The following is a 25,439-nucleotide window of genomic DNA, read 5'->3' on the forward strand; positions in this document are numbered from 1 at the left end:
ATCAACCGCGGGGGGTGCGGGCCGGTGCCGATTCCAGCTGACGGACGCGGCTCTCCATCTGATCCAGCCGCTGGTTGGCCTGCTGCGCCGACTGATTGGCCGATTCCGCGCTCTGGGCCGCACTCTGCACCTGCGTATCCAGGCGGTCGAGTCGCGAATTGATCGTTGCAAACTCGTCATCGTAGGTCGCGCAGCTCGCAAGGCCGAGAGCCACGACCGCCACACCGAGCATGCGGGCCTTTGAAAGATGTTGCTTCATCGGGGACATCTTCATCCTCCTTCGTCTTGGGGGAACCGGAATATAACCCCCTCGTCGCCCAAGTCACGAGAAGGCTTCAGCTTACGTTGGGGTGGGTGGCCTGCATGGTTGACTCGGAGTTTCCGGCCAATGTTTGTGCACTGACGCATCGGCCAGATGCTGGCGTGTACACAACTTCTTCACATGGATGAGGCTTGGCACTCCCCCCCACAAGTCGGGGCGGCGCCTTCTCAAGCTCGCTTCAGCGGCCTGGTTTTTCGGGGAGCAGCGCTTGCGATACGCGATTCGACGGGAAGACCTGATCAGCAGTGGATGTCGCACACCATGATCAGTGATGCAGAGGTCGCTTCATCAGCAAACAGCGCTGATCACTCATGGACGAGCCTTGGTAGCGGCTGCCTATGCGAGGCGGCTACTCATTGCCGATACGCGTCCTCGAGCCCTGCCAGGCCCGACGCGGGATCAGTTGCGAATGCAAACGACGGCCTCGATCTCGAACAGCATGCCATCGAGCGCAAGCCGCGGTACCGGGATCAAGGTGCAAGCGGGCTTCGGGCCAGGGCCATACGCGCGCCCAAACTCCTCGCCGAGGATCTGCAGATGCGCCTCGGTGTGATCGACGATCAGGACGGTCTGCTTGACCACGTGGTCAAAGTCACCGCCAATGGCGCGAATGGCGATGCGCAGGTTTTCGATTGCCCGGCGTACTTGTGCCCGGAAGCCATCGGCAAGCGTCCCGTCTGCGTCCTCGCCGCCTTGACCGGCGATGTAGGCCAGGCGTGCGCCGGCGGGTGGAATTCCGATATGCGAGTAGCCGTTTGGTGCTGGATCGTAGATCCCCGGTGGGTTGAGGAACGTCGGCAGGGTCTGGGTTGCATGTGGATCCATCTCGGTTTTCTCTATGGTTGATAGTGGCGCGCCCGCAGTTAGGCGCAACGGAGGTCAAGGCAAGGGACGGGAGTGGGGTGGGGCAAGGAGGTGACGGTTGAGCGACGGCCTGTTCGCTGCTGGGTCGCTCCGTTCCAGCTGACGTTGCGGCGGGAGATGCGGTAGCGCGCCGCGACGGAGCCAGAGGTCGGAGCGCTTCAGAAGCGCGGCAGTAACGAGTGCACCGGGGCGGCTAAGGATTCACCTGGCCGGGCAGTGCGCCGCCACCAGGAGCATCATTCAAGACCTGACGCGGTCGAGCCGAAGGCCTTGTCCCGGCTGCCCGGAACAGACCTGAAGCCGATATTGATCCGGTTCCACGCGTTGATCGCGCCGACAATGAAGGAAAGATCTGAGATTTCCGGTTCCGACAGTTCGGTACGGACGAGTTCGTAAAGCTCGTCTGGAACGCCCTGCTCCGGAAGCCGGGTGAGTACCTCGGTCCACGCCAGTGAGGCGCGTTCGCGCTGACTGAACACCGTGGACTCGCGCCAGACCGGAAGATGATGGACTCTAAGTGGCCTTTCTCCATGCATGGTCGCCTGTTTGATGTGCATGTCGATGCAGAAGGCGCAGTTGTTGATCTGCGATGCGCGGATCATCACCAGGTGTCTGATCGGCTCCTCGATCGAGGATTGATGAAACAGCCGGTCGAGTTCGATGAGTTTCTGGGCAAGCCCAGGGGACTGCTTCATGAAATCGATGCGTTGGCTCATGGGTGTGATCCTTGGTAAGGGGTACGTGGTTTCGTCGCGACAGGCAGATGATCGTCACCTGCGGTCTTGACTAGAAGGTGGCGGCATATCTCAGGCTGAGCCTGTTCCCTTCAGCGCGATCCTTCGCCAACCTCTCCACATAGGCAGTAGCATGGATCGAGGAATTTCCACGCCTCCACGAGATCGAAGGGCCGAATCCCAGCACGCGCTCACGGCCCGCCAGGCGTTGGCCATCGACACGGTCTTCCGTGATCTGGGCGAGGGCATACATCGACGCGCCGAGGCGCAGATTCCTGCCCAGAGCGCGGGAGATCGCCGTATTCAGGTGGACGGCATCGCCGGGTCGGCTTGTCGAGGCTTCCGATTGGGAGCCTGGCGTTCGACTCATGCCGGCCCGGAAGTAGTGGATGCGTCCGCTGATCTCCCACTGGGGCGATGCCTCCCACGTGAAAGCATAGTGTGGATTGAACAGCCACGCGCTGCTTCCCAGGTCGAGGCGCTCGGGTCGCCCATGGCGTCCGGTCGGCAGCGTCACGTTGAGATTGACTCTCTGCCAGAAGGGGCGCCCGGCCAGCGACATTTCCGGCCATTGCAGGATCACCGGGCTGATGAGAATGTCGCCCGCACCCGTCGCCTGTAATCCGGGCCCGGTCACCGGCCTCACCCGCGCATGGACGAGCGGAACGATCGCTTCCGCACCCCACCAGGCGCCGAGTACGCGACGTTCCGACAGATAGCTGGCCTGCATCAGCAGTGCGATCGAGGCGACTTCTGGCGCCGCATCGATACGATGACCGTCGGCGTCGCGGAAGGTGTCTGCACGGTACGCCGACAGCGTCTGCTGGATCAGCCAACCCGGCCCCGCGACGCCGTCCTGGAAGGTGCTGTCGCCCAGGTTCAATGGCGGCAGCGCAACACCCGCGCAGGTCGGGCCTGCCGCCGCCGCCGCGGCGACCGCGACGGCCAGGGGTGCCAGGTTGCGTAAGAGGGTGCTCACCGCGCCACCTCCAGCCGGTGACGGTACACGTGCGCGCCAAAGGCTGCCGCCAGCGCGAACACGATGACGGGCGCTGCCACCCATGGCCAGCCGGCGGTGCCGGCGATGGCGCCTGCGGCCGCTGGGCCAATCACGATGCCGATGTTGTTGCCCTGGGTGGCCAGACCCACCACCGATCCAAGCAACGAGGGTTGCGCGGCCAGCCGGGGCGCGGCGTCGAAAACCACCACCGGAATGAAGGCGCCTGTGAATGAGAACAGCACGCACAGCCCGTACGCCAGCGTGCCGGGCAGGGGGGCAACCAGGATTCCGATGCTGCAGAGCGCGATCGTCGAGAAGCCGATCACGAGCAGGTGCGATGCGCGCCAGCCGCGTTCAAGCAGGGCGCCGCAGATGACGCAGCCAGCGGCGCCTGCGGCGACCGCGATGGCGCTCAGCATACCCGCAGCCGCCTCCCCCACATCCAGGCGGGCGCTGAGGAGGGTGGGCAGGAACCCGAACAGCGCGAAGAACACAGCCGTGTAGGCACCGAACTGCCCCGCCAGGAACCATGCGTCGCCTGATCCGAGCGTGTCCCGCAGGCTGCGCATCAATCCGTGGCGTCGCATTCCGCCAGCGGCTTCGCTGCGCAGTCGGCGGGTGCCTGACGCCAGCAGCACCGCATAGCCGGCAAGCAAGCCTGCATTGGCCCACCACAGGCCCCGCCAGCCAAGCTCGTCCAGCAGCGGCGCGGCCAGCATGACCATTGCCATGCCCATTGGCATGAACGTCGCCCACGCCGCGAACGCCAGCTTCCTGGACGCTGGCGGGGTGGAGGCCACCACCATGGCCGGTGCGGCCACGGTGACAGCCAGGAACCCGAGTCCCTCGAGCGCGCGCGTGGCCAGCAATGAAGGCAGGCCCGTCGCCAGCGCGCCCAGCATGGATCCTGCTGCCTGCACCGCCAGGCCCGCGATAACCGTGCGGCGCGCCTGCATGCGATCCGACACCGCGCCAATCGGCAGGCTCAGCAGTGCTCCCACCAGCGCAAACGCGGACAACACCCACGATGTGGCGCCCAGTTCCAAGCCCAGATCCGATTGCAGTGACTGCAGCGCAACGGGCACTTTGCCTACCTGGAAGGCCGACACGACGCCTGCGCCGATCACCAGGGCCAAAGCCGCCCGGTCGGTGGCGGGACGGGCAAGCGCGGGACTGCCGGCAACGAAGGCGGTCATGCCGTCGACTCGCCGGGACTCCGGTCCAGGTTCGCCAGCGCCGCCGCGATCCGTGCGACGTGGCGACCCTGGAACCTGGCACCTTCGAGTTCGTTGTCGGACGGTTGGCGATCGCTGTCGCCGTCGCCGCTGGCCAGCGTGGACGCGCCGTACGGCGTGCCGCCGGTGATTTCGTCCATCCGGAGCTGCCCCTTGAACGAGTAGGGGAGCCCGACAACCACCATGCCCAGGTGCAGCAGCACCGTGTGCGTGGATTGCAGTGTCGTTTCCTGTCCCCCGTGCTGGCTGCCGGTGGACGTGAACGCGCTGCCGACCTTGCCCACCAGCGCGTCCCGGAACCAGAGACCTCCCGTCTGGTCGAGGAAGTTCTTCATCTGCGCCGCCATGTTGCCGTAGCGCGTCGGCGTGCCGAGGATGATCGCGTCATACCCGGGCAGTTCCGAAACGCTCGCGATCGGCGCTGCCTGGCTGGTCTTGTAGCCCGACTTGCTGGCGACGTTGTCCGGGACCAGTTCGGGGACCCGCTTGATCGCCACCTCGGCGCCGGCTTGGCGGGCGCCTTCAGCCACGGCCTGCGCCATCGTTTCGACATGGCCGTAGGCGGAGTAGTACAGCACGAGGATCTTGGGCACGACGGCGTCTCCGTAGGGGTACGGACACGTTCGCAGCCGGGAGTGATCTGCGGAAGTGCTAATATTTAGCAAAATCCGATCTATGGAATAGATCATGCTGGATGCCCTGACGCTGGACCAGCTGCGCGTGCTTGTCGCGGTTGCCGAGACCGGCAGCTTCCGCTCCGCAGCGACGCGGATCCGCAGGGTCCAGTCCGCAGTCAGTCACGCCATCGCCACCCTGGAAGCCCAGCTCGGGGTCACGCTGTTCGACCGCTCCGCACGCCGCCCGGAAATGACGCCGGAAGGCCGAGCGCTGTTGGCCGATGCGAAGGCGATCCTGCTCAGGGTCGATGCCATGCGTGCCCGCGCACGCGGCCTGGGGGAGGGCGTCGAACTCGGAGTTTCACTGGTGGTGGATACGCTGTTCCCGCTGCCGACCTTGGCGCACGCACTGCGGGGCCTGCGCGATGCCTATCCCTCGGTGGCCGTCCACTTGCGCACTGCGCCCCTGGGGGAACCGCTGGCCGCGCTGCGGGAAGGCAGGTGCACCCTGGCCATCACCGTTGGCGAAGAATTCCGCGAACCGCAGATCCAGCTGGAAGCGCTGTCGCCGGTTCCCTTCGTAGCGGTCGCTGCCGCGACCCACCCGCTGTCGCACAGGGAGCAGCCGGGCCCGGTGGACCCCGCCGAGTTGGCCGAGCATCTGCAGATCGTGCAGGAGGACACGACGGCGCAGACAGCGAACAAGGATTTCGGCGTCCTTTCGCCAGGGACATGGCGCGTCGCGGGCCAGGACATCAAGCACGTCATGATCCGCGAGGGCTTGGGCTGGGGTCGATTGCCGCTGTGGGCGGTGGAGGACGACCTGGCGCGGGGGCTACTCAGCCGGCTCGACGTTTCGGCGCTGGGCCGGCACGGGAGCGTGGCGCTGGAGGCCTATCTCGCGCATCGTCGCGACCAGCCCCTGGGGCCAGCGGCGCGCGTCCTGCGGGCAGGCCTGCTCTCGCATCTGCACGACGTCCCCGCGCGCGGATGATGCGGGACCAAATTATCGCAGGCGCCGGCGCCAGATCCGATCGTCATCCAAACGCTGACCTAGCGTGAACGTGCAGCGGCCGATCTCTTCGAAACCGTGCCTGGCATAGAACCGCTTCGCCCGATGGTTGTGGTCGAAGACCGTGAGGTAGAGTTCGTCAGCGCCGAGATCGCCAGCGGTCCTGACTGCCCAGTCCATCAATGTCTGCGCGACGCCCGTTCCATGCCATTCGGACAGCACGTAGATCTGCTGCAGCTCGACGGCTCCCGGCGCAGCATCGAGGGCCGGCGCCCTGAGCGGAGTCAGCTTCGCATAGCCGATCGGGTCGTCGTTGGCGACTGCCACGCGCCAATGCACCAGAGGATCGAAGAAGTCCTCTGCCATGGGGCCATCGGTGGCATACGTCCGGTCGCAGTAGGCCTCGAACGCGTTTGTGTCGTACAGATGCGCGAAGGTCTCCGTGAAGATACGACGTGCGACCGTCAGCAAGCTCACAAGCAACGCCTGGTCCGGTGAAACGAAACGAATCAACGGTTGTGCCATGGGCTGGGTGCATACCGTGGCTACATGCGACGAGAATGAGGGCTGCCCCGAAGGTGGCGATGCCTCTGGCCATACTGTGAGGTGATGGATGGGCTGACGGCAAGTTTCAATGCGGGACACTGGCTTGGCCTGCGTTCGCCTCTCATGCCCGCCAATCCACCCATTCGCCGGGTGCCAGCACCTGTACCTTGATGGATCGTTCGCGTGCAACGCGGCGCAGTTCGCCAATCGGGTCGTCGACCTCGACGTACTCCTTCATTCCTAACACGCCGTAGTGGATCGGTACGAGCAGCCGCGCTCCGATGACGGCCGCGGCGGACACCGCCTGATCGGGCGTGAGTACGCCGGGCTGGTCGCTGACAGGCTTCCTCCAGCCGAAGCGCGCACCGTTGACGGGCAGGAAGGCAGCGTCGAATGGCCCGAATTGACGACCTATGCGCCACCAGTGTCCATGCCAGAGCGTGTCGCCGCCATGGAAGATGCGCCGACGGCCCGCTGAGACCACCCAGGAGACCTGGGCATCGCCGTAGCCGTCCGCCGCCGGCACCGGTGTAGCGGTGAAATCTCCCAGCAGTTGTGGCTCCCATGTCGGGCTCGGCCTTGCGCGTACTCCGCCTGGAATCGGCATTGGCGGCACACCCACCGGGTGGGCCAGCACGCCGCCGCGGCGCAGCGCGGCAGCTGTGGCCATGGTGTCGAAGTGGTCCGGGTGTGCATGGGTGATCAACACACTGGTTTCGCCCATGGCGTCGTCCACCGGCACCAGCGCGTCGTCCAGCGCGGCGCCCCACGCGTCCGGGTTCACCAATGGATCGATGAAGAGGGTCGAGCCGTTGAAGTCCAGGCGGACGCCCGCCCAAGCCAGCCGCTGGATGCGCAGAGACGGGGGCCGGGAGGACGCCAGCGACGCGGCAGCCGGCATCAGCGCGGCCGCGGTAGCGCCAGCGCAACATCTGAGGAATCGCCGCCGGCCGCCTCTGGGCAGCTGCCCGTCATGCCTGCAGTTCATGCGGCCCTCCCCAGCGACGCCAGGGAAGCGTCCAGCGCGAAGATGGATTGAGCGATGACGGCATCGAGGTTGTTCTGGTGCCATTCGCGCTCGAACGCGCTGGGCACCACCTGGGGCGACAGGCAGTCCTCGATGCGGATGGCAGCGATGAGGGCCTCCACATCCGTTGCCGGTGCATGCATGCGGATCCGCACCACGTTGTCCTGGATCCGCGCGAGGTAGTGCAAGGCGTTGGCGAGCACGGACGCGTCGAAGACTCCCATGTGTCCGCCGACAACCCTGCTCCGTCCAAACTGGCGGATGCGGCCGATGGCAGCGCGCTGCAACGCGGAATCGGCCTTGGAGAGATAGACGATGTTGCCGACGATATTGTCTCCAACGCAGACCAGGTCGGCGGTCGGCACATCCACGCTGAAATGGTCCATGGTCTTGCCTGGGTTGTACAGGAGGCGCAACTGATGTCGCCCCCAGCGTAGGGCCATGTTGTCGACAATGAGATCCGGTTCCCGGTAGAACTCCGGGGATAACCGGTTCTGTGACAGGAACGCATGGCGGAAGTGCCGGTGCGCGACGACCAGCGCTTCGGGGAACAGCGACAATCCCGCGATGTGATCGCTCATGAAATGCGTCGACAGGATCATGCGTACCGTCTTGCCCATTTGGTGGCAGAGCACGCGGCGCAAAGCCTCTGCGTCTCCCGCGCTGCCGAGCGAATCGACCAGCAGTACGTTGTCGCGGTCGATGAACGCCGTGGCGACGGATTGAATGGACTCGCCTACAAACATCATCACATCGGAATTCAGCTCTTCTACTCGCACGTCGGGCGCCCCGGTTCGGATCGAGGGCATCGTCTCCAGCCGGAAATGCGCTGACAAACGAGTTGTTCTTGGCGTCGCATTAGAAAAAGTAATGCGATACGATGCCGCGACCCAGGCCGCCCTGAAGTCCGTGAAGCCGCGCCATCCCGCTCCGCTCAATGCGCTGCGCACTTTCGAGGCTGCGGCTCGCCACCTCAGCTTCAATGTGGCGGCGAGGGAGCTCTTCGTGTCGCCTGCAGCGGTGAGTCACCAGGTCAGGAATCTGGAGGCATACCTTGGTGTCGCCCTGTTCCAGCGTTCCCACCGTTCGGTTGCCCTGACGCCGGCAGGGCGCACTCTGGCCGCGACGGTGGGCGAGTTGTTCACGCAGCTGGAACAAGCGGTGGATCGTGCGATGTCACGCACATCGGAAGAGCTGCGTGTAACGACGATCGAGTCTTTTGCCGCGAAATGGCTGGCGCCGCGGCTGCATCGGTTCCATCGGGCCTGGCCTGACATCAGCGTGCGCGTGGTTACTGGCGACGCGCATGCCGATTTCGCGCGTGGCGGCTTCGACGTCGGCATCCGCTACGGGCCAGGCGACTACGTCGGCGTGCAGGCGGAGCCGTTGCTGGAAGTTCCGGTGTTCCCCGTGTGCGCACCGTCGCTGCTGACCGATGTCTCACGCCCTCTGGCGTGTCCTGACGATCTCCGGTTTCATACGCTGCTGCACGACGAGAGCTCATCGGGTCGAACGGGGGTGCCCGCATGGCCTGAGTGGCTGCAGGCCGTCGGCGCACAGGGCGTGGAACCGCGGAATGGCCCCACGTTCGCCAGCAACTATCTTGCCCAGGAAGCCGCCATCGCGGGCCATGGCATCGCGCTGGGCCTCGCACCGCTGGTGGAAGAGGACCTGCGCCAGGGTCGCCTGGTCAGGCCGTTCACGCAGACCTTGGACAACGCCTACGGTTTCTGGCTCGTCCAGCGCGGCTCGGAACCTGATCCGCGCAGGGCAGCATTCTGCACATGGCTCCAGGATGAGGCGTCGGCCCTAGCGTTGGGCTGACTGGGTGCGTGAATTCGATAGCGCTTGGCCCGGAACTCGTGCGGCAGCGCTAGTCTCTGCATTGGCCAGGTCCGCGATCGGCGAGAGGATCGAGGGATCGAACTCCGACAGGGCGCGGTCCGCGGCGACGCGACGCGGCCAGTCGGCATTGGCGAGCGCTCCGCGGCCGAGCGACACGACGCTGGCGCCTTGCGACGCCACCATCTCCAGCGCCCGGTCGGGGACATGCAGCGATCCGTTTGCGATGACGGGGGAGCCGGTGATCCCGGCTGCGAGTGCCGCCAGGCTGGCGCCCTGACCGAATGCGGGCTGCCAAGCCTCGAATTCCGTCGTGTGGATGTAGTCGAGCGGAAGCGCGCCCAGGCGGTCGAACAGTTCACGCGCGTCCTGCAGGCCTGCTTCCCATCGATGCGCGAAATCGTTGACCTTGCCTTGGGAAATGCGGACTCCAAGCACCGGTGCGGCGCCGATGCGCCGGCGGGCCGTTTCGACGATCCGCTCCAGCAGCCGGATGCGATTGGCGGTGCTGCCGCCGTAGGCATCCTCGCGTCGGTTCGTATAGCGGGTGAGGAACTGGTCAATCAGGTAGCCATTGGCGCCGTGGATCTCGACTCCGTCGAAACCGGCGGCGATGGCCCGTGCGGCGGAGTCGGCGAAACCTTCCACGATCTCGTCGATCATTGCATCATCCAGCGGCAGGGGCCTAGCGAACTCGCCTCGACCCCGGTAAACCTGAAGCTGTTGTCCCTTGGGCTTGATGGGCGACGGGCCGCGGCTGTGGTCGCGGAACCGGTTACCCTGCGAGAGCGCGCCGGCGTGCATGAGCTGGGCGATGATCTTCGCGCCATGCGCGTGGACCTGGCTGACGATCCCCGCCCAAGCCGCCTGCTGTGCGTGGTCCGTCAGTCCGGGCTGGAACAGGTAACCCTGCGAGAACGCGCGATCGGTATAGATGCCCTCGGAGATCAGCAGGGCGAATCCACCTTCAGCGAAGGAGCTGTAGTAGCGTCCCATCTGACGGGTGGCTACGCCTTCTGCCGATGCGCTGACGCGCGTCATCGGCGCGACGGCCAGGCGATTGCGCAGATCCAGGTGCCCGATGCGGGTCGGTTCGAACAATGGCGCGTGGCCACAGCTTCCAGTGAAGTTGCGGTCCATGTCAGCCCTCACCGACAATGGCGATCGCTTCGATCTCGATCTTGACTGCCGGGTCGTAGAGCGCCGATACCTGCGCGATCGTGTCGGCGGGGTAGGGCTCCGAAAAGAACTCGCGCCTCAGGGTTACGACGTCGCCAAAATCGGCCATGTCGGTCACAAAGATCGTCACCTTGACCACCTGTTCAAGGTCAGAACCCCCGGCTTCAAGAGCACGCCGCAGATTCTCGAACGCTTTCCGGCCCTGGGCGAGAAAGTTGCCCGGCACGATTTTGCCGGTGGCGTCGTAGCCGGCCTGGCCGCTGACGAAAAGCAGCCGGTCGACCCGGATGGCCTGAGACAGCAGGTACGGAGCGTAGGGGTCGGGCTTCGTGGTGACTTTGGCACGCATGCTAATCTCCATCAGGTCAGCTGTGTGGATGAGGCAACCTCACCCGTAGGGATTGATCTAGTGTCAGCCTCGTTCAATGCGGCCGACAAACGACGATTTTTCTTCCGATAGATGATTTTCAATCACCTATGCTGAGATCACGCAGGAAGCTTCCGCTGTTGGCCCTGCGCGCGTTCGAGTCCGCAGCCCGGCTTGGCAGCTTTCGACAGGCCGCAGAAGAACTGGGCGTGACGCCTACGGCGATCAGCCATCAGGTTCGTGGACTCGAATCATTGATCGAGACACCGTTGTTCACGCGCCAGGTTCGGCGCGTCGTCCTGACGGAAGCCGGGAGCAGACTGCTTCCGGTGCTGTGCCAGGGCTTCGACGCGTTCGAAGAGGCGTTGAGGTCGGCGGCGCGCCCGAGGAAGCACCGGGCGGTGGTGACCATTGGTGCAACGAGTGCCTTCATGGCCAGATGGCTGGTGCCGCGATTGAACATTTTTCGGGAGGCGGAGCCGTCCATCGATTTGCAACTTGCTGCTTCCAACGATGTGGCTTCCGTGGCGCATGGTGAAGTGGACATCGCCATTCGCTACGGCGGTGGATCTTACCCCGGTCACGTTGTTGAACTCCTCTGGCGTGACACCTTCGCGCCCGTGTGCAATCCGTTGTTGGGTATCCGCGACATGGCGGGCCTTGAACAGGCACCCCTGGTCACCTTCTCCTGGAAGCGGCCATCCCCACAGAACCCGACGTGGGAGCGATGGAGCAGGAAGGCTGGGGTTCGCATCTCCGCCGACACCCGTTTCCTGCATTTCAGCGATGAGACCCATGCGATACAGGCGGTGGCCGCAGGGCAGGGGATCGGCCTGATCAGCACGCTGCTGGTTGAACCCGAACTGTCATCCGGCTCGCTGGTGGAAAGCTTCGGGCCGCGAATGGACGCGCACGGATACTATCTGCTGGCTCGGCCCGGGCAGAAGAACGCAGCTGTCGACGCAGTGGCGGCGTGGATCCGGCGGCAGTTCATCTCGAAGCCGCTGAAGTAGGGACTTCGGAGAATGCCGTGCCGAATCACGGCAAGGAGCCATCGGGATACCTCATGGACGCAGATAACTCGCCAGGAGTTCGCATGGAGTCGACGATCAGGAGTCTGGAGGAATCGTTGCGCAGCGCGATGCTCAGGAGCGATATCGACGCGCTGGATACACTGCTTGCGGATGGATTGATCTTCGTGGGCGCCCAAGGCGAGGTGCTGCGCAAGGAGGACGACCTGGAGCTTCACCGGTCTGGGCGACTGGAGTTGACCAAGGCTGAGTGGCGATGTGCGGAGCTGGCCGACCAAGGGCATTCGGCTGTGTCGCTGGTGACAGCGGATCTCGCTGGAAGTATCGATGGAAGCGAGTTCACGGGCACATTCCGGTACTGCCGCTTCTGGGTAGAAACAGGCGCTGGTTGGAGGGTGGTCGGCGGGTCGGTTGTTGCTCTCGGCGACGAGGGCTGCTGAGCCAACCCGCTGTGATGCCGTGTCTCGACCCCCGGCGCGGCATAGCCAACGCGCCATCCTCTTGCTGGAGCGGTCCGTGCTTTGACGCCGCAGACGTAACTTTCAGGCCTTACAAATTACATAAGATGCATTATGCGAAATGGCCGGTGTGGGTCCGGCTGCTGTGGCTCTGGCTCGGCACGCGCTTTGCACGCCCTGCCGGCCCCAGCATCGAGGCCCGGACCGTATGAGCCGACCGCCCTGTTGGCCAGCCGGCCAACCCTGCCCGAACGCATGCGCCGCGGCGCTGCACGATCGCACCGTCTACAACCGCCAGCACCTGGGCGGGCCGTGGTCTGGCTGGCGCATGGCCGGTCGAGAACTGGTGTCGCCCGATGGCGACCGGATCAGCCCGGAGCGCATGCGCGGGCTGCTGTGGCGACAGCAGGCCGAGGAACGCCGCGACGCTGCCCGCGCTGCGCGTGAAAAGCGGGTCAGCAGGATGGTGACGGTGGTCCGGATCGACCAGGGCGATTGGCACCGGGAACGCTTCGGGACGGTTGCCGGCTGAAAGGCGTCACCGTAGGGGCGCTGCCCCTACACCCCGGTATGATGCGGCCGGGGGTGACCATGGACGTTCAAGGCTCGTCGCGGCCGAAGCGGGATCGGCCGATATTCGTTGACATTCTGCTGATCGGCGCGGTCATGGCCGCGCTCATGTACGGCGGGCTGCGCCTGCTGGGCAGTACCCACGACGCGTGGGCGGCGCGATACGGCAGCAAGCCAGCGCCAGCGCCGACACGCAACGCGCAAGCGACGCGCCCTCCTCCGCCAACCCGCACCTGGACGGCGGCAGACGATGCCGAGTACTGGCGACTGAAAGCGGAAGCCGAGGCACGCCGCAGGCAGTACGAGAGCATGCAGCGCAACACGCGATGCATCGACGGAACCTTGTTCCACGTGGAAGGCAGCAGCTACACCAGCGCGGGCCGCTGCTAGATCTCATCGTTCTATTTCAGGCCGTGACTAATGGCCTATTGACAAACTGGAAACAGTTTGAATTCAGCAACTTACAGGCTGTCAAGTACCGTTCGTCAGAATGTGATCGTTCCATCTAAAGAACATGCTCGAGCAGCGCCAGCACGACCAGGTGCGCAGGGTAGCCGACGTAAAACAGCCACTTCCAGCGAGGCGCGGGACCGGCCGGGAGCGTGCCCGCCGCGAGCGCGAGCGGCAGCACGGCCAGCGACCACCACGACCCGTTGAACGGCACCACCAGCAGCGCGGCGAGCAAGAACGCACCGCGGAAGCCACGGGACGCGAGCCACCATGCACCGACGACTGCGGCCAACCCGCACCACTGGTAGTCGAGGAACAGACCGGCAGGAATCCAGACCAGCAGCGCGCCCAGGCGCGAGCCGTGGCGCAGGAAAGTCACCATCACGACGGCGGCCGCGAGCGACCACAGGACGTTGAGCGGCAGCAGTTCGCCCTGAAGCAGCGTGTACGGCACCGAGGCGACCGCACCGGCCAGCAGCAAGCGCGAGGTCAAGCGATACATGCCCGGAACGTTCATGCGTGCGAGGTTGATCCCCAGCACCGCGGCGAAGGCCGGGAACACGGCGCGGCCGATGGTGGCATTGATGCCCAGGGCGCCGCCGTAGAGAAACCAGTCCACATGGTCGAGGATCATCACCGCGAACGCGGCCAGCTTGACCAACAGCAGGCCTGCATCACTGACCCCGCCGAAATTCTCCGCACGGGTCACCATGACGATGCCCTCATGCCGCCATAGCTTGCAGGGCGGCCCCCTGCCCCGCCCTCGCCTGCCACGCCGTCCACGGGTCCGCGCGCCATCGGACGCGCCTCCTGCGGCTCACTGCGGCGATCCTGCGGCTGCTGGCCGCCGGTACGGCGGTACGGGTTGTACGGCTGGCCCCAGCGCGCCACACGGCGACATTCGCCCTCGCCGATATCGTACCTGGTGCCCTGCTCGGAAAGGCAGGTGCAGGCCCCTTCCTTGAACTCGCCCTGAGCGTCAATGCCCGCCTCTCCGGACATGCACATGAGCAGCGGATCAGAAAGCGGCTCTCGATCATCGAACACCGGAGCGGTGTGCGGCATGGTCGCGAAGCGAGGCAGGTGGAGGGCGGCGTACTCGGCGGCTGTGGCCGGTCGGGAGGTCCGCTCGCGGGCAGCGGCACGGTCCTCGCGAGGGGCCGGTTCCGGCAAGCCGGAATCCGGCCCTACGGCTGCGGCTTCCGTGGCGGTGGCCGGGCGAAGGTTCACATAGGCGGTCCAGGCGGCGAGAGCAGCGCCGATCAGCAGCAGCGGGAGCGCGACCACGCGAAACGGGATTTTGGCCTTGATCGTGTTTTCCTGCGTGGAGGTGAACCACTCCCACGCATGCTTTGGCATCGCGCTGGTGCCCTTGAGCGCGGCGGCGCGTCGGCCTTCGGACTTGTAGTCCTCCTGCAACTCGCCCCAGCTGTAGGTATCGCACAGCTGCGTGCCGAACTTGCGCACGATGTGCGTGTGCGTGTTCACCATCGCGCGCGCGAAAGGGTAAATCTGCTGCGGCGCCTGCGTGGTCCAGACGAAATCGATACCCATATGCCGATGCTCGGCCAAGTCGAGGACATGCTTGGGCGTGGCCTGCCGGGACGCATCCTGCAAGTGGCCAAACCACTTCCATGCCTCATCGATAAAGACCAGGGCGCCCGCCGGGATCCGGTGAGTGTGCGGCGGGTACTTGCCGGTTTCCGGGTCGATATCGCCGCCGATCAGCGGGCACGTGCACGGTCCCTGCGTGCGGTCGATGACCTCCGACCACTTTCGAGGATCGTCCAGGATCGTAGCGAGTCCGGGTTTGAGACCGTTGACGCCCATGGCGACCAGCGGGCGCGGGTTCTTCTTCTGGCTTTCCTCGATCATGCGCGCGACCAGGCGCGTCGTCTTCGAGGTTCCGGGCAGACCGGTCAGCAACTCGATGGGCATTAGGGCGTCGCTCCGAATCCGCGCTTGAACAGGAACAGCCGCCCTTGCATGACGGCGTGCTTGGACACGATGGCCGAGATGACCATCGTGATCGCTTTATCGAAGTTGAGGACACCCATCCACGCGATGGCTGGACCGGCGAACTGGCCGCCGCCCATGCCGCCCTCGGCGTAGCCGAGCAGCAGATCAATCGCGGGTTCGATGATGATCTTGATGGTCGCGAAGTTGATCCCGAGCCAGACCATCGCACCCATGATGAACAGGCCGAGCTTGGTCTTGAACATGTAGGTGATGCCGCTGACCACGCCGGCAACCACCGCACTTGCGGTCAAGCGCTTTGCAGCAGCCGTCGCACCACCGACGAGAACCAGAGGCCAGGCCATTAGACGGACATCCCCGAAGCAAGAATTCGAAGTGAAAGCAGTGCCGCGAGGACGAGCAGAATATGCCCACCCAGGCGGAACCAATCGCACATGTCAGCGCCGATGGCGGCTTGGAAATCGACCGTTGCACCGAACACGTTGACCGATGGCAAGTTCGGGCAGCTGGTCCCGTAGCCGAGGCCGGATGAGTCAAGCTGACCATCGCCGCCAGGGTTGCCGCCCGCGCCGCCGTTGTTTCCACTGCCGTCGGTGAAGGCGTCGTCTGGATCACCTTGCCCTGCGGTGCTGTCGGTCACTGCAACTGCGTCCTCCGTGGGATCGTAACTGGCCGTCGTGCCGTCATCACCGCCGCCGTTCTGAATGCCGTTCTCGGCGAGCCGCTCCAACGCACATGACGCTTTCCACTGCTGGATCAGCTGTGCGTATTCCAGCGCGTTGCAGTTCTTGCCGGTGCACACAGGAATCGCGTTGCACGACCCGCCGTTGATCTTTGCCTCATTCCGCGTGTTGCAGTCGATACGCCACTGAATGCGCGCCATACCGCACATGATCACGTCGCCGGAGCAAGTGGGCGGCACGTCGCAGGACTCACCGCCCGAGAAGCTGTCGGCAGACCCTTCATCGGGTTCACCGTCGCCATCACCATCGGGCTTGCAGGTGCCGTCCGGCCCCTTCACCTGACCAGCCGGACAGTTGTCGTTGCCGCCCTGACAGCTGCCGTCCGGCGCGCGGGTCTGCCCCGCAGGGCAATTATCGCCCTGCGTTTCGCACTGGCCTTGCGCATTCAAAACCATGCCCTGCGGGCATGTGTCGTTGCCGCATTCGCCGGTCACAGGGTCTTTGGCAGATCCATCAGGACACGCCGAAGACGGAGGCAAACAGACTCCAGCCACTTGGGGATGATTGCGCCAGCCAAGCGAGGTCTGCGCGGCTTCGCAGCCGTTCGGGAACGGGGGCGCGGTGCACTGCAAGCCGCCAGCATACGTGACGGTGAAGCCGGGCGAGCCGCTGTTGTTGAAGATGACGCCGAGGCAACCGTTATCGCACGTGGTCGAGCCATTGACGATGCCGACTTGGCCGGGGTTCCACTGTCGGTCTTGCCTTGAAGAGCAAGGAGTCCAACAAATCTTCAATTGTTCATTCCAGACGGTGGGCGCCGCACACGCGCCGTAGAAAGAACCTAGAGGCACATTGAAAGGCAAGGAACTTTCCGTGCCGTTGTTGCTCTTGCAGTAGTACGTGCCAGTGTAGGAACCGCTTGTACCGGTGGGCGTGTGCATCGGCTCCCCAACGCGGCTGAACGATGGATATCCATGTGTGGGGCACCTGGACGGTCCCAGCGCGGCCGCCTGTGACCGCGCATCGGCATACGCTTCGCCACGATCACATTGCCGCGGATTTGTGTTCGGGCATGTATCCGTAGCGTGGGCTTCGTTGCAGCCAAAGAACGCTAACGCGGCAAGCGCCAACAGCAGCCAGAAGCGTGCCGCTCGCGCATATCGCGTCACTTTCCAGAAGGTGCGCCCCAGATCCATCGGTCAGTCCCAGAACACGATCAGGAGTGCGGCGAAGAACGCGACGAGCCAAATCCAACCTTCCATCACTGTCTCCTTGCAGAAAGAAACCCCCGGCGGGGAGTCGGACCCTCGCCGGGGGCGGCCGTTACATGGCGCGACGGACCCACTTGTAGACCTTGATCGCGACCAGCACGCCCAGCACGGCGATGCCGATCTGACCGATCGGGCCGAGGGCGTCGCCGATGGCCGACACGGTGGCCGACACGTCGACACCACCACCGCCACCGGACGCGAACGCGGCCGGCGTCACCAGGGCGAACATCAGGGCGGCGGTCAGGGCGGCCCACTTGTTGGAGAACTTCTGCAGCATGGCTTGACTCCTTGGTCAGTTGAATTGCTCGAGGTATTTCCGGAGGGTGCGGAACACGAACGCCACAGCCAGGAGGAGAGCGATCTGCGCGCCTATCTGCTGTGCATCCTCTATCGACAGCGCCGGAATCACTGACGGCGGAGGAATCCAGATTTCTTGTGCGCACGTCCCCGCCTGGACGTCGTAGTCCGCTTCGTCACAGGCGAGGACGTACACGGCCACGGGTCAGGCCACGCGCTTGGCCGATGCCACGGGCACCAGCGGCAAGCGGCGCGCGATCTTCAGGTCACCGAAGTCGCCGACGCTGACGGCCTGTTCCAGGTCGAGCGCGTACTCGCCGACCGGGTGCGGCTCGTTGGTGGGGCCGAGGTCGAGGCGGATGACCTGCCTGAAACGCGGGGTTTCGGCCATGGCCTCCTGCGTGCGGATGACGCCGGAGCGGTCGCCCTTCGACCACTTCTTCTCGTCCACGTGGGTGCTGGTGATGGTGACTTTCATAGGGATGGTTCCTCTGCTAGTGACTGTTCGAGTTGGGCGCGGATCAGCGCCGAAAGGTCGCCCGTGATGTGCTTCCAACGGCCGGGGCGGTCGGTCCGAAGAATCGATTTCCTGATGAAAGCCATGCCCTCTTCCTCGCCCAGGGCGTCGAGGAAGGCATTGAGCGTGGTGCCGGCCTGCGTGCGCAGGAAACGCACCGCGGCGGCAGTCGTCGCGTTGACGATCTGTTCTTTGATGCCGAGGCGTTCGACCTCGCCGACGACGAAGGCTTCCAGCAACGGATACGCGGCACCGAAATACTTGCCAGGCGAGCGGAGCGCGTCGTTCGGCAGGTCTATGCGCTTAGCGTAGAGCCGCAACTCGCAGCGCGTGTGCCTGGACTCGGGATCGCCCAGCTGCTTGCCCTTCTCGTAGATGTTGAGCTGCTTGTGGCCCTTCTGGCCGACGTAGAAAGAGCAACCCTTGTTGCTACCGCAATCCGAGACAAACGAAGCAAGCGGAGGGCGTCCATTGGTCGTGAACTCGCCTTGGTCGTAGAGATCGAGAAAGGTCTGGATATCGAATGTGTCGCCGGTAAGGTCGTCGACGGCAATGTCGATGCGGCTGCATCGAGCGCCCAGGTCATCGAGCCTGTCCGCAACCTGCGGGAACGAGGGCACGTGCTGACACCCCTGCCCCGTCAGGCTGATCTGTATGGCCCCGTCGTCGCGAAGGCCAATCTTCCCGCACACGCTCCCGGTGGCATCCACCATCGTGGCGCTGCGCTGGTAGAAGTTGAAAACGCGGTCCTGTAGCGGGCCGACTGCGATGGCCGTACCGGTTCCGAACACGTAGCGCAGAACGTCGGTCATGCCCATCTTGCGGAACAGCTTTTTCGCCTTGTCCGAGTCGAGAACGGCAGTGCAGTAGTCGATGATCGGGGCTGTCAGCGAGGACTTTTCAGGGCGAACAGCCGTGGTGGACGTGTTCGAGGCGCGGGCCTTCGGGAGCGTTTCGGGGGACTTTTGGCCCGTGTTACTGCCCGGGCCAACCGGCTGCGCCGGCCCGGTTGCACCGGCTGACTGGTGAAAAGTGCCGTCAGCGGGCATGGGTGGCCTCCTGGGCGACGCGGACCAGCCAGGCGGCGAGCAGCGGCGGCGTGTGCTCGCGCTCGGCCTTGCTGACTTCGGGACGCCAAGCGGCATCCCCCTTGCGGAGGCGGGAGCCGTCACGGTTGCGCCCGCTACGGCCGACGACGTGCGTGGCGTGGCCGAGAGCGAGTGGAAGCGGAGGCAGCGCGTCCAGCTCAACGCCGACGATATAAAGCCAGGTCGGCTTGTCGGCGCGGTGTCCGAAGTCCCGTTGCACGATGGGCAGCGTCCACCCATTCCAAGCGTCGCGCTCGCCGGGCACAGGAAGGCCAGCGGCGGCCCAGAGGGTTGAGCGCGCGGGATGCTCCAGAACGCCGCCATTCGCCCGCACCTGGGCGACGGCGAAGATTGCCAGGTCGCGCTCATGCGGAAGCGGGTTCGCCAGGGCGCGCAGGCGGCCCCAGCTGCGACACGGAGGATGCGCGACGACCGGCACGCGGCCGGTGAACGTGCGAGCGTCGCGGGCTTCGTCGTACACATCGACGCCCGGCAGCTGCTTGTAGTTGCTGTCAGCCCTGGCGAACAGCACAGCGACGTGGGCACTCATGCGCGCGCCACCTGGAAACCGCGAGACCAGCAGGCGACAGCGACGGCAGCCGCGGCGATGCTCCAGCCGGTGGGAAGGTTGGGATGGGCGGCGAGCGCGGCGAACACGATGCTGTTCCCGCCCCAGATCAGGCAGCGGGTCATGCCCAGTGGTCCCCGGTGGGAATGGCATCCGCAGCGCGGAGCGCTTCGGCAAGCATGGCTTGCCAGGTGTAGTGGTCGAGGGCGTTCATGCGGCCACCGCTTGGCGGCAAGCCCGGCATTCGGCCAGCTGCTCGGCGGCAGCGGCGAACACGCCCTGGGCGATTTCATCGAAAGCCGGATCGAGACCGAACAGGTCCGGGTGCAGCCAGTGAGTGGCAACGTCGAGCGCCATGCGAGCGCCGCGCTCCGTGTCGGTGAGTCGTGCCATGCCCTATCCCCTGCCCTGCGCCCTGTAGGTGCCCCGACACCCGGCAGGGCACCGGGGCGGGGCGGTATGCCCTACGGCATACACGGGCGCAGTATGCTCGCCGGGAGACTGTTGTCAACCCCCGGGGATACTCATGGAAACCATTGCGGACCTGATCGACGCTGCGAAGGCTCGAACCGGGGCGAACTACACCGACATCGGCGAGCGGCTGGACCGCTCCAAGCAACTGATCACCAACTGGCGGTCAGGCGTGAAGGTGCCAACGGACGGTGACGTTATGGCGCTCGCGCGGATGGCAGGCGAGGACGTAGACAAGTGGCTGGCCATCGCCCAGGCGGCGAGGACTGAGGGCGAAGCAAAAGCGCGGTGGCAGTCGATTGCAAGGCGGCTAGCGGCTACCGCTACCCTCCTAGCGGTCGCGTTCGTCGGGGCCCTTCCACAGCCCGTACAGGCGGCCTACGGGCACGTAGCGAGCGGAGGAACGATGCATTATGCGAAGTCAGAAATACCACGATCGGTCGAGGAGCCGGCCTGCACCAGCGACGACAGCCCCGCTCCGACGGTGCTCGCCGGGCTGCCGCTCCAGACAATCACGGCTCATGCGCCTGCGAACTGCTGCCCGTCCCAGACCAGATCTGCGCTGGTAGCGAACGCCGACCGCGCGATCGCCGCCGGCGGGTACAGCAGCGCGAGCTCCTCGCCCAGCGTCGTCTCGCCGGCGATCAGTCCGGTGAAGTTCACCAGTTCGACCAGCGTGCCGCGATGGCCCAGGTCGGACGGTGGCTGCACTGGCGCGGGATGGTGCCAGCCGGCCGCGGATAGCAGCGGCGCGAGATCCAGATAGCGGCGTGGCGCCGGCGCGTCGTCGGTCACCGCGTTGGCCGAAGCACGAACGGCGACCCAGCTCGCTTCGGGCACGGCTCCGGCCCCGGTGAGTTCGCGCGCGACCAGGCGCAGCGGCTCGCTGGCCGGCGCTTCCGGGCGCGCGATGGCGAGCGGATCGGCGGCAGGATCGACCAGGATGGTGCCCGGAAAGACCGACAGCCTGCGACCCAGCGCGTCCAGGACGGCAGCCAGGTCCGGGCCGCAAGGGCCGGCGCCGGGCTGCGACGCGGGCAGCGCCGCGCGCGGCACGCGCAGCGGTAGTGCACAGCCCGCCGCCTGGATGGCCGCCAAGGCCGACATCAGCGGCGCGTGGAAGTCGGCGCGTATGCGCAGCAGCGGCGGGATCGACGCCTGGCCCGGCCCTGCCGGCCGGTGGTTGGGCGCATCGACGAACCCCACCGGCACGACCCCGGCCAGCACTTCGCCGCCCATCGCCGGCCCGGCGATGCCCAGCGCCCCCGCCAGTGCCGACGAGCGCAGGTCGATGTGTCCGGCCCGCTCGAGCAGGTTGAGATAGCCGCCGACCTCGGTGATGTTGCGTGGCGCCGGGATCCGCGCCGGGAACACGTCGCCCTGTGTCGACAGGCGCTGCAGCAGGACGCGCTGCGCCTCCAGCACATCGGGCCGGACGCCGGATCGGATCAGTTCGACCAGTGCGTCGACGAGGCCAGCGAAGGAGGTATCGACGGGAGATTGGGTGGTGTCGCTCATGACGCGGCTCCAGGAGAAAGCGTGGTCGCGGCCGGCGCGATGCGCGGCGGCCGGGCCCGGTCAGGGAATCAGCTTCAATGCGGTCAGCCAGGCGGTGCTGGCCAGGGTGCGGCTGCCGCCCTCGCTCTTGTCGTAGGCGGCGCGCAGGGTTTCGGCCTTGTCCTTCGGCAGTTCCGCGCCGCCGGTCAGCGACAGGATCTTGGCCGCTGCAAACACGCCGGCCGCGGTGTCTCCGCCCCCCGTGGCCGCCTGCGCCGCGCCGCCCAGGTAGGAGGCGGCGTTGTCCTTGAGATCCTTGACCGCGGCGTCGATCGCCTTGCCCTTGTCGTCTTCCTTGGCCTTGTCCTTGTCCGCGGCGGCCTGCGCCTTGAACAGTTCCACGCCGGTGTTCATCGCCTGCTTGGACAGGTCGGTCAGTGCGGTCAGCGCGCCGCTGCGGGCGGTCCCGGCCGCGTCGATGTTCTTAGTCACGAACTCCGCGGAGAACGGCGTGGCGTCGCCACCGCGCGCCGCCAGCGCCTGGGCCAGCGCGCCCAGGGCCGAGCCTTCGCCCACGTTGTTGACGATCTGCGGGATGGAAGCGAGCGAATCCGGTGCCCCCAGGTTCCCTACCCCGCCGCCGCGCAGGCCCACACCGGCGATCGCGGTCGCTTCCGGCGCGGGCGAGTCCTGCCAGTTCCAGAACCGGGTCAGATCGATCTTTTCGGCGGCCGCGCAGTGGCCGAGCACCGCCTCGCCCAGGACGCCGCGCGTGGGCAGCGTGAAACGCGACTCCGGTGGCGAGAAGCCCTCGCGATGGAACTGGGTCAGCGCGTCCTGCACCGCGGCGGTGGTCAAGGGTTCCTGTTCGCCGCCCTCCCCCTCCCCCTCCGCGTCGCCGTTGAGCTGGACGGCCAACGATGCGGGGATGCTGAAGGGCAGCACCATGCAGTTGCCGTAGAACCCCAGCACCTGGTTGGCGACGCAGTTGAGCAGCGGCACGTGCTGGCCGGGATCGTTGAGCGCGTCGGGATCCAGCCCGTCCTCGGGCAGGCCAACGGTATAGCCCTCGAGCATCACGATGCGTTCCTCCGCGCTCAGGCTCATCCACACCGCCTTGGAATACTTGAGCGTGTTGCGCACCACATGCTGCAGCGTGGCCTCGATGCGCATCACGTCGCGGAACGACAGCACGGCGGGCGACTCGATCGCCGGAATCGCCAGCCCGCTGGGCGGAAACTCCTGGCCGTAAGCCAGCGAGTCGGCCTCGATGCGGGTGTTCACCCCGTCCACGGCCGCCTTGAAATCCCAGACCAGCGGGCCGCGCAGCGCCTGTTCGAGCTCGGCAGGACTCAACCGCAGCGACGACTCGAACTGCGGCAGGCCCACGTTGATGCCCAGGGCCTTCAGCGCCGCGAACGCGGGGATCATCTCCAGGTCGAACTGGTAGTGCAGCGGGTCGAACCAGCGCGTGAGTTCGAACGCGACCACGTCTGCCGCTTCCGCGTCCTGCGGCAGCAGCAGCCGTCCGCTCATCGCCACGGTGTCCTCGTCGCGTCGCCGCACCAGTTCGGCCATCAACGCTTCGCGGGTGCCGAACTTCTTCTGTTCCAGCGCCGCCTGCGAGGAGACGAGCTGCACCGGCCGCAGGCGCCGGCCGTCGCGCATGACCACCTGCACCTGGGCGCGTTCGAACGGCAGCCAGCGGCCGTTGATCGAGAAATTGAGCGTGCTCGCGGACGGTGCGCCCAGGTCGACCTGCGCGCGCGGATCAGCCGTGAACGCCTCCAGGACGCGCAGGCCCTCCCGGTGCCGCGCCGGCAGCCAGGAGCGGATCGCGTCGGCATGGCGATGCAGCATCGAGAAGCGCACCACCAGTTCCGTGCGCGTGTCCACCGTCGCTTCCGAGGTCAGCGCCAGCGGTTGTCCGGCCGGCAGGAAGCGCACCAGGTCCAGGGGTACGAAGCACACCAGCGTGCAGCCCTCCACTTCGGTGGTCGCCACGAACTTGCGCAGCACTTCCCAGTACTGGATGGTCAGCGCGTGCATCTTGTTGTGGTTGGTGATCACCTTGGTGGTCACCGACTCGGTCTCGGTCGCGGTGGCCAGGCGGATCGCGGTGCGGTTGGCCGAGCGGCGCGCCGATGCCTGGCGCTCCACCGCCCGGTGCAGGTCTTCGGCGGCCCGCGAACTGTAGGTGCGGGCGCCGTCCAGCGAACTGGAGGACGTGCCGCTGCTGTTGATACCGCCGATGCCCGCCCCGACCGACGAACCGATCGCGGCGCCGGCCGTGCCCAGCGCCAGCGCCCCGGCCGGCCCGCCCGCGAAGAAGCCGGCGACGCCGCCCAGCAGTCCGCCGATGGCGCCGCCGATGCCGCTGCCCGGCGAACTCGACTCGCCACTCTGTATGGTTTCGGCGTCGATGCGCTCGGTGAACGCCGAATGGAACACGGCCGAGCTCGACGCGTCCTCGCGCAGGGCCGCGTACTGCTGTTCGAACATGCTCAGCTGTTCCTGGTCCCGCACCGACGCGGTGGCCCGCCGTTCGGACACCGCGATGCGTTGCTGCTCGCCCGGCGCCAGCGGCAGCGAGTACAGCAGGTTGCCCAGGGTCAGCCCGTCGTATTTCCAGACCTGCGCCAGGTTCAGCACATAGCCCAGGCCCAGCGTTCCCGCCATCGGCACGCTGCGCTGCGGACCGATCCGGTTGCCGGTGACGCCGATCAGCTGGTCGCGGAATCCGTCGACGCTGATCGGCTTGTCCACCGGCACACGCTCGACGAAGCGCGTGCTCGTTCCGGCGAACACGCCCGGCCAGGCGGGATTGAACAGGGGCGTCATCATCGCCTTGTCGGCGGCACCGGCCACGTCGAAACTTGGCCGGAAGATCATGACCCGGCTCACGGTCGTGGTGCGCGGTTCGATCAGCCGGACCAGGGTGCGGTAGGGAAACCGCCGCAGGTGTGCGTCCTCCTCGAACCGGATGTTGCATGCGTCCTGGCCGATCTGGATCCGCACCGGCTCCTGGGTGCCGTCGCTGAGCCCGGGGCTCCCGGTCACGGCCGGAAGATCGTCGAGCAGGTCGACCAGCGCGGACACGATGTTCCGGGGCAGCGGCTGCAGGTTGGCCCGCAGGGCGAGCTCGCCCAGCGCCTGCCCGCCACGCCGCGGCAGCGCCACCACCAGCGTTGCGGTGGCATTGCCCGCGCCGGTGATCCGCAGGCCCAGTCCGTCGGCTAACAGCGCGCGGCGCTGGGCGTCGTCCACGTCGGGCAGCGGCAGGACGAACACGCCCAAGTCGTCGGTCAGCACGGCGCGGGCCAGCGCGGCGTCATCGTGGCCGGGCAGCGTCGGCGTCACGCTGACCCGGGCCGCCGCCGAACCATCCGCGTTCAGCAGGCGGCCGCGCACCTGCCGGGGCAAGGCCCGCACCTGCGGCACCAGCGCGCGTGCGGTGCGGGCGTGCAGCTTCAGCGAGCCCAGGCCAACGCGGAAATGGCTGACGTCGGCGAGCTTGGCCGCCATCCATTGTTCGCGGTCCTGTTCGCTGAGGGCGTGCAACTGCTTTTCGTCTGCATCCACCGCGTCGAAGGCCGGCAGGAACGCGCGCGAGATCGGGGCATCGAAACGCTCCGCGGCGGGCTGCGCGACGCGGGACGCACCGGTGCCGCTGCTGGCCGCGGACGCCGCGGCGACGGATGCGCGGGGGGAGGAGGAACGGGTCTTGCGTGCCATGGCGGGGGATCCTCTGGCGCCGTCGCCGCGCGACGGGTTCCTCCTCACCAACGCCGCGGCGATCCGGGAACGGTCACCTGG

The 25,439-nt window shown here is 66.2% G+C and carries 30 protein-coding genes and 1 pseudogene; 7 read left to right on the forward strand and 24 right to left on the reverse strand.

The genetic code is table 11. The features are described 5' to 3' along the window. Nucleotide 1 precedes the first annotated feature (1 nt). The 6 genes from ACQYVW_RS00740 to wrbA form a co-directional block, all read right to left on the reverse strand. Nucleotides 2–268 carry a hypothetical protein gene (locus ACQYVW_RS00740; RefSeq protein WP_434934130.1) on the reverse strand — a complete coding sequence of 89 codons (267 nt, stop codon included), beginning with the start codon at nt 266–268 and terminating at the stop codon, nt 2–4. 453 nt (nt 269–721) lie between these two features. Beyond that, nucleotides 722–1,147: a RidA family protein gene (locus tag ACQYVW_RS00745; protein ID WP_434945715.1), complete on the reverse strand. Its 426-nt coding sequence runs from the start codon at nt 1,145–1,147 to the stop codon at nt 722–724. 275 nt (nt 1,148–1,422) lie between these two features. Further along, nucleotides 1,423–1,902, reverse strand: a complete 480-nt coding sequence (locus ACQYVW_RS00750; RefSeq protein WP_434945716.1) for a carboxymuconolactone decarboxylase family protein — start codon at nt 1,900–1,902, stop codon at nt 1,423–1,425. A gap of 70 nt (nt 1,903–1,972) precedes the next feature. After that, entirely contained in the window at nt 1,973–2,899 is a 927-nt protein-coding gene (locus ACQYVW_RS00755) for a SphA family protein (RefSeq protein ID WP_434945717.1), read from the reverse strand. After that, nucleotides 2,896–4,116 carry an MFS transporter gene (locus ACQYVW_RS00760; protein WP_434945718.1) on the reverse strand — a complete coding sequence of 407 codons (1,221 nt, stop codon included), beginning with the start codon at nt 4,114–4,116 and terminating at the stop codon, nt 2,896–2,898. The genes ACQYVW_RS00755 and ACQYVW_RS00760 overlap by 4 nt, the downstream gene beginning before the upstream one ends. Beyond that, a complete protein-coding gene (gene wrbA, locus ACQYVW_RS00765; RefSeq protein ID WP_434934135.1) occupies nt 4,113–4,748 on the reverse strand; it encodes an NAD(P)H:quinone oxidoreductase in 636 nt (211 codons plus the stop codon). Before wrbA ends, ACQYVW_RS00760 begins: the two co-directional genes overlap by 4 nt. Nucleotides 4,749–4,842: 94 nt before the next feature. Here wrbA and ACQYVW_RS00770 point away from each other — a divergent pair, with 94 nt between their 5' ends. Continuing rightward, on the forward strand, nt 4,843–5,766 hold the full coding sequence (locus ACQYVW_RS00770) for a LysR family transcriptional regulator (RefSeq protein ID WP_434934136.1): 924 nt from the start codon (nt 4,843–4,845) through the stop codon (nt 5,764–5,766). 12 nt (nt 5,767–5,778) lie between these two features. Here ACQYVW_RS00770 and ACQYVW_RS00775 read toward each other — a convergent pair whose 3' ends face one another. The 3 genes from ACQYVW_RS00775 to ACQYVW_RS00785 all read right to left on the reverse strand — a co-directional run bounded on the left by ACQYVW_RS00775 (nt 5,779) and on the right by ACQYVW_RS00785 (nt 8,166). Beyond that, on the reverse strand, nt 5,779–6,309 hold the full coding sequence (locus ACQYVW_RS00775; protein ID WP_434934137.1) for a GNAT family N-acetyltransferase: 531 nt from the start codon (nt 6,307–6,309) through the stop codon (nt 5,779–5,781). A 142-nt stretch (nt 6,310–6,451) separates the two neighbouring features. Beyond that, complete coding sequence (locus ACQYVW_RS00780; protein ID WP_434945719.1) at nt 6,452–7,318, reverse strand: MBL fold metallo-hydrolase; 867 nt, start codon at nt 7,316–7,318, stop codon at nt 6,452–6,454. Then, the gene (locus ACQYVW_RS00785; protein ID WP_434945720.1) at nt 7,315–8,166 is read right to left on the reverse strand and encodes an MBL fold metallo-hydrolase; all 852 of its coding nucleotides are present in this window, start codon (nt 8,164–8,166) and stop codon (nt 7,315–7,317) included. Before ACQYVW_RS00785 ends, ACQYVW_RS00780 begins: the two co-directional genes overlap by 4 nt. Before the next feature lie 61 nt (nt 8,167–8,227). On the opposite strand from ACQYVW_RS00785, the gene gcvA reads away from it, so the two are divergent. Beyond that, nucleotides 8,228–9,181 carry a transcriptional regulator GcvA gene (gcvA, locus tag ACQYVW_RS00790; protein WP_434934140.1) on the forward strand — a complete coding sequence of 318 codons (954 nt, stop codon included), beginning with the start codon at nt 8,228–8,230 and terminating at the stop codon, nt 9,179–9,181. Here gcvA and ACQYVW_RS00795 read toward each other — a convergent pair. Together ACQYVW_RS00795 and ACQYVW_RS00800 are read right to left on the reverse strand one after the other, a co-directional pair. Continuing rightward, nucleotides 9,167–10,339 carry an oxidoreductase gene (locus ACQYVW_RS00795; RefSeq protein ID WP_434945721.1) on the reverse strand — a complete coding sequence of 391 codons (1,173 nt, stop codon included), beginning with the start codon at nt 10,337–10,339 and terminating at the stop codon, nt 9,167–9,169. The genes gcvA and ACQYVW_RS00795 overlap by 15 nt on opposite strands. 1 nt (nt 10,340) lies before the next feature. Further along, nucleotides 10,341–10,727 (reverse strand): RidA family protein, encoded by a 387-nt coding sequence (locus ACQYVW_RS00800; protein ID WP_434945722.1) that lies wholly within the window; start codon nt 10,725–10,727, stop codon nt 10,341–10,343. 158 nt (nt 10,728–10,885) lie between these two features. Here ACQYVW_RS00800 and ACQYVW_RS00805 point away from each other — a divergent pair, with 158 nt between their 5' ends. From ACQYVW_RS00805 to ACQYVW_RS00820, 4 genes are all read left to right on the forward strand, one after another. After that, nucleotides 10,886–11,758, forward strand: a complete 873-nt coding sequence (locus tag ACQYVW_RS00805; RefSeq protein ID WP_434945723.1) for a LysR substrate-binding domain-containing protein — start codon at nt 10,886–10,888, stop codon at nt 11,756–11,758. A gap of 83 nt (nt 11,759–11,841) precedes the next feature. Beyond that, entirely contained in the window at nt 11,842–12,216 is a 375-nt protein-coding gene (locus ACQYVW_RS00810) for a nuclear transport factor 2 family protein (RefSeq protein WP_434945724.1), read from the forward strand. Between the two features lie 226 nt (nt 12,217–12,442). After that, a complete protein-coding gene (locus ACQYVW_RS00815) occupies nt 12,443–12,766 on the forward strand; it encodes a DUF3653 domain-containing protein (RefSeq protein ID WP_434945725.1) in 324 nt (107 codons plus the stop codon). A gap of 59 nt (nt 12,767–12,825) precedes the next feature. Further along, nucleotides 12,826–13,194 (forward strand): hypothetical protein, encoded by a 369-nt coding sequence (locus tag ACQYVW_RS00820; RefSeq protein WP_434945726.1) that lies wholly within the window; start codon nt 12,826–12,828, stop codon nt 13,192–13,194. A 115-nt stretch (nt 13,195–13,309) separates the two neighbouring features. Here ACQYVW_RS00820 and ACQYVW_RS00825 read toward each other — a convergent pair whose 3' ends face one another. The 11 genes from ACQYVW_RS00825 to ACQYVW_RS00875 form a co-directional block, all read right to left on the reverse strand. Continuing rightward, complete coding sequence (locus ACQYVW_RS00825) at nt 13,310–13,966, reverse strand: TraX family protein (protein WP_434945727.1); 657 nt, start codon at nt 13,964–13,966, stop codon at nt 13,310–13,312. Then, nucleotides 13,960–15,192, reverse strand: a complete 1,233-nt coding sequence (locus ACQYVW_RS00830; protein ID WP_434945728.1) for a zonular occludens toxin domain-containing protein — start codon at nt 15,190–15,192, stop codon at nt 13,960–13,962. The genes ACQYVW_RS00825 and ACQYVW_RS00830 overlap by 7 nt, the downstream gene beginning before the upstream one ends. After that, nucleotides 15,192–15,575, reverse strand: coding sequence for a DUF2523 family protein (locus ACQYVW_RS00835; protein ID WP_434945729.1), 384 nt, complete (start codon nt 15,573–15,575; stop codon nt 15,192–15,194). The genes ACQYVW_RS00830 and ACQYVW_RS00835 overlap by 1 nt, the downstream gene beginning before the upstream one ends. Continuing rightward, the gene (locus ACQYVW_RS00840) at nt 15,575–16,855 is read right to left on the reverse strand and encodes a hypothetical protein (RefSeq protein WP_434945730.1); all 1,281 of its coding nucleotides are present in this window, start codon (nt 16,853–16,855) and stop codon (nt 15,575–15,577) included. Before ACQYVW_RS00840 ends, ACQYVW_RS00835 begins: the two co-directional genes overlap by 1 nt. Nucleotides 16,856–17,237: 382 nt before the next feature. Beyond that, entirely contained in the window at nt 17,238–17,462 is a 225-nt protein-coding gene (locus tag ACQYVW_RS00845) for a major capsid protein (RefSeq protein ID WP_434945731.1), read from the reverse strand. 15 nt (nt 17,463–17,477) lie between these two features. Then, on the reverse strand, nt 17,478–17,678 hold the full coding sequence (locus tag ACQYVW_RS00850) for a hypothetical protein (protein WP_434945732.1): 201 nt from the start codon (nt 17,676–17,678) through the stop codon (nt 17,478–17,480). A gap of 9 nt (nt 17,679–17,687) precedes the next feature. Next, nucleotides 17,688–17,960: a hypothetical protein gene (locus ACQYVW_RS00855; protein WP_434945733.1), complete on the reverse strand. Its 273-nt coding sequence runs from the start codon at nt 17,958–17,960 to the stop codon at nt 17,688–17,690. Then, nucleotides 17,957–19,048: a replication initiation factor domain-containing protein gene (locus ACQYVW_RS00860; RefSeq protein WP_434945734.1), complete on the reverse strand. Its 1,092-nt coding sequence runs from the start codon at nt 19,046–19,048 to the stop codon at nt 17,957–17,959. The genes ACQYVW_RS00855 and ACQYVW_RS00860 overlap by 4 nt, the downstream gene beginning before the upstream one ends. Next, nucleotides 19,038–19,637: a hypothetical protein gene (locus tag ACQYVW_RS00865; RefSeq protein ID WP_434945735.1), complete on the reverse strand. Its 600-nt coding sequence runs from the start codon at nt 19,635–19,637 to the stop codon at nt 19,038–19,040. The genes ACQYVW_RS00860 and ACQYVW_RS00865 overlap by 11 nt, the downstream gene beginning before the upstream one ends. Continuing rightward, nucleotides 19,634–19,780: a hypothetical protein gene (locus ACQYVW_RS00870; RefSeq protein ID WP_434945736.1), complete on the reverse strand. Its 147-nt coding sequence runs from the start codon at nt 19,778–19,780 to the stop codon at nt 19,634–19,636. Before ACQYVW_RS00870 ends, ACQYVW_RS00865 begins: the two co-directional genes overlap by 4 nt. An 85-nt stretch (nt 19,781–19,865) precedes the next feature. Beyond that, nucleotides 19,866–20,048, reverse strand: a complete 183-nt coding sequence (locus ACQYVW_RS00875; protein ID WP_434945737.1) for a hypothetical protein — start codon at nt 20,046–20,048, stop codon at nt 19,866–19,868. Nucleotides 20,049–20,340: 292 nt separating this feature from the next. Here ACQYVW_RS00875 and ACQYVW_RS00880 point away from each other — a divergent pair. Further along, nucleotides 20,341–20,499, forward strand: a pseudogene (locus tag ACQYVW_RS00880) (DUF3693 domain-containing protein); the annotation flags it as partial. Nucleotides 20,500–20,645: 146 nt separating this feature from the next. Here the strand turns inward: ACQYVW_RS00880 and ACQYVW_RS00885 are convergent. Together ACQYVW_RS00885 and ACQYVW_RS00890 are read right to left on the reverse strand one after the other, a co-directional pair. Further along, entirely contained in the window at nt 20,646–21,644 is a 999-nt protein-coding gene (locus ACQYVW_RS00885; protein ID WP_434945738.1) for a hypothetical protein, read from the reverse strand. Between the two features lie 60 nt (nt 21,645–21,704). Continuing rightward, the gene (locus ACQYVW_RS00890) at nt 21,705–25,358 is read right to left on the reverse strand and encodes a hypothetical protein (protein WP_434945739.1); all 3,654 of its coding nucleotides are present in this window, start codon (nt 25,356–25,358) and stop codon (nt 21,705–21,707) included. Between the last annotated feature and the right edge of the window lie 81 nt (nt 25,359–25,439).

The sequence above is a fragment of the Luteimonas campi genome, assembly GCF_051162505.1.
Taxonomy (GTDB): Bacteria; Pseudomonadota; Gammaproteobacteria; order Xanthomonadales; family Xanthomonadaceae; genus Luteimonas.

Excerpts from the sequence above, each read along its gene's own strand:
- ACQYVW_RS00740 (WP_434934130.1), bottom strand. The coding sequence starts at position 268 with ATGTCCCCGATGAAGCAACATCTTTCAAAGGCCCGCATGCTCGGTGTG.
- ACQYVW_RS00745 (WP_434945715.1), bottom strand. The coding sequence starts at position 1,147 with ATGGATCCACATGCAACCCAGACCCTGCCGACGTTCCTCAACCCACCG.
- ACQYVW_RS00750 (WP_434945716.1), bottom strand. The coding sequence starts at position 1,902 with ATGAGCCAACGCATCGATTTCATGAAGCAGTCCCCTGGGCTTGCCCAG.
- ACQYVW_RS00760 (WP_434945718.1), bottom strand. The coding sequence starts at position 4,116 with ATGACCGCCTTCGTTGCCGGCAGTCCCGCGCTTGCCCGTCCCGCCACC.
- ACQYVW_RS00770 (WP_434934136.1), top strand. The coding sequence starts at position 4,843 with ATGCTGGATGCCCTGACGCTGGACCAGCTGCGCGTGCTTGTCGCGGTT.
- ACQYVW_RS00775 (WP_434934137.1), bottom strand. The coding sequence starts at position 6,309 with ATGGCACAACCGTTGATTCGTTTCGTTTCACCGGACCAGGCGTTGCTT.
- ACQYVW_RS00780 (WP_434945719.1), bottom strand. The coding sequence starts at position 7,318 with ATGAACTGCAGGCATGACGGGCAGCTGCCCAGAGGCGGCCGGCGGCGA.
- ACQYVW_RS00785 (WP_434945720.1), bottom strand. The coding sequence starts at position 8,166 with ATGCCCTCGATCCGAACCGGGGCGCCCGACGTGCGAGTAGAAGAGCTG.
- gcvA (WP_434934140.1), top strand. The coding sequence starts at position 8,228 with ATGCGATACGATGCCGCGACCCAGGCCGCCCTGAAGTCCGTGAAGCCG.
- ACQYVW_RS00795 (WP_434945721.1), bottom strand. The coding sequence starts at position 10,339 with ATGGACCGCAACTTCACTGGAAGCTGTGGCCACGCGCCATTGTTCGAA.
- ACQYVW_RS00800 (WP_434945722.1), bottom strand. The coding sequence starts at position 10,727 with ATGCGTGCCAAAGTCACCACGAAGCCCGACCCCTACGCTCCGTACCTG.
- ACQYVW_RS00810 (WP_434945724.1), top strand. The coding sequence starts at position 11,842 with ATGGAGTCGACGATCAGGAGTCTGGAGGAATCGTTGCGCAGCGCGATG.
- ACQYVW_RS00815 (WP_434945725.1), top strand. The coding sequence starts at position 12,443 with ATGAGCCGACCGCCCTGTTGGCCAGCCGGCCAACCCTGCCCGAACGCA.
- ACQYVW_RS00820 (WP_434945726.1), top strand. The coding sequence starts at position 12,826 with ATGGACGTTCAAGGCTCGTCGCGGCCGAAGCGGGATCGGCCGATATTC.
- ACQYVW_RS00825 (WP_434945727.1), bottom strand. The coding sequence starts at position 13,966 with ATGGTGACCCGTGCGGAGAATTTCGGCGGGGTCAGTGATGCAGGCCTG.
- ACQYVW_RS00830 (WP_434945728.1), bottom strand. The coding sequence starts at position 15,192 with ATGCCCATCGAGTTGCTGACCGGTCTGCCCGGAACCTCGAAGACGACG.
- ACQYVW_RS00835 (WP_434945729.1), bottom strand. The coding sequence starts at position 15,575 with ATGGCCTGGCCTCTGGTTCTCGTCGGTGGTGCGACGGCTGCTGCAAAG.
- ACQYVW_RS00840 (WP_434945730.1), bottom strand. The coding sequence starts at position 16,855 with ATGCACACGCCCACCGGTACAAGCGGTTCCTACACTGGCACGTACTAC.
- ACQYVW_RS00845 (WP_434945731.1), bottom strand. The coding sequence starts at position 17,462 with ATGCTGCAGAAGTTCTCCAACAAGTGGGCCGCCCTGACCGCCGCCCTG.
- ACQYVW_RS00855 (WP_434945733.1), bottom strand. The coding sequence starts at position 17,960 with ATGAAAGTCACCATCACCAGCACCCACGTGGACGAGAAGAAGTGGTCG.
- ACQYVW_RS00860 (WP_434945734.1), bottom strand. The coding sequence starts at position 19,048 with ATGCCCGCTGACGGCACTTTTCACCAGTCAGCCGGTGCAACCGGGCCG.
- ACQYVW_RS00865 (WP_434945735.1), bottom strand. The coding sequence starts at position 19,637 with ATGAGTGCCCACGTCGCTGTGCTGTTCGCCAGGGCTGACAGCAACTAC.
- ACQYVW_RS00870 (WP_434945736.1), bottom strand. The coding sequence starts at position 19,780 with ATGACCCGCTGCCTGATCTGGGGCGGGAACAGCATCGTGTTCGCCGCG.
- ACQYVW_RS00875 (WP_434945737.1), bottom strand. The coding sequence starts at position 20,048 with ATGGCACGACTCACCGACACGGAGCGCGGCGCTCGCATGGCGCTCGAC.
- ACQYVW_RS00885 (WP_434945738.1), bottom strand. The coding sequence starts at position 21,644 with ATGAGCGACACCACCCAATCTCCCGTCGATACCTCCTTCGCTGGCCTC.
- ACQYVW_RS00890 (WP_434945739.1), bottom strand. The coding sequence starts at position 25,358 with ATGGCACGCAAGACCCGTTCCTCCTCCCCCCGCGCATCCGTCGCCGCG.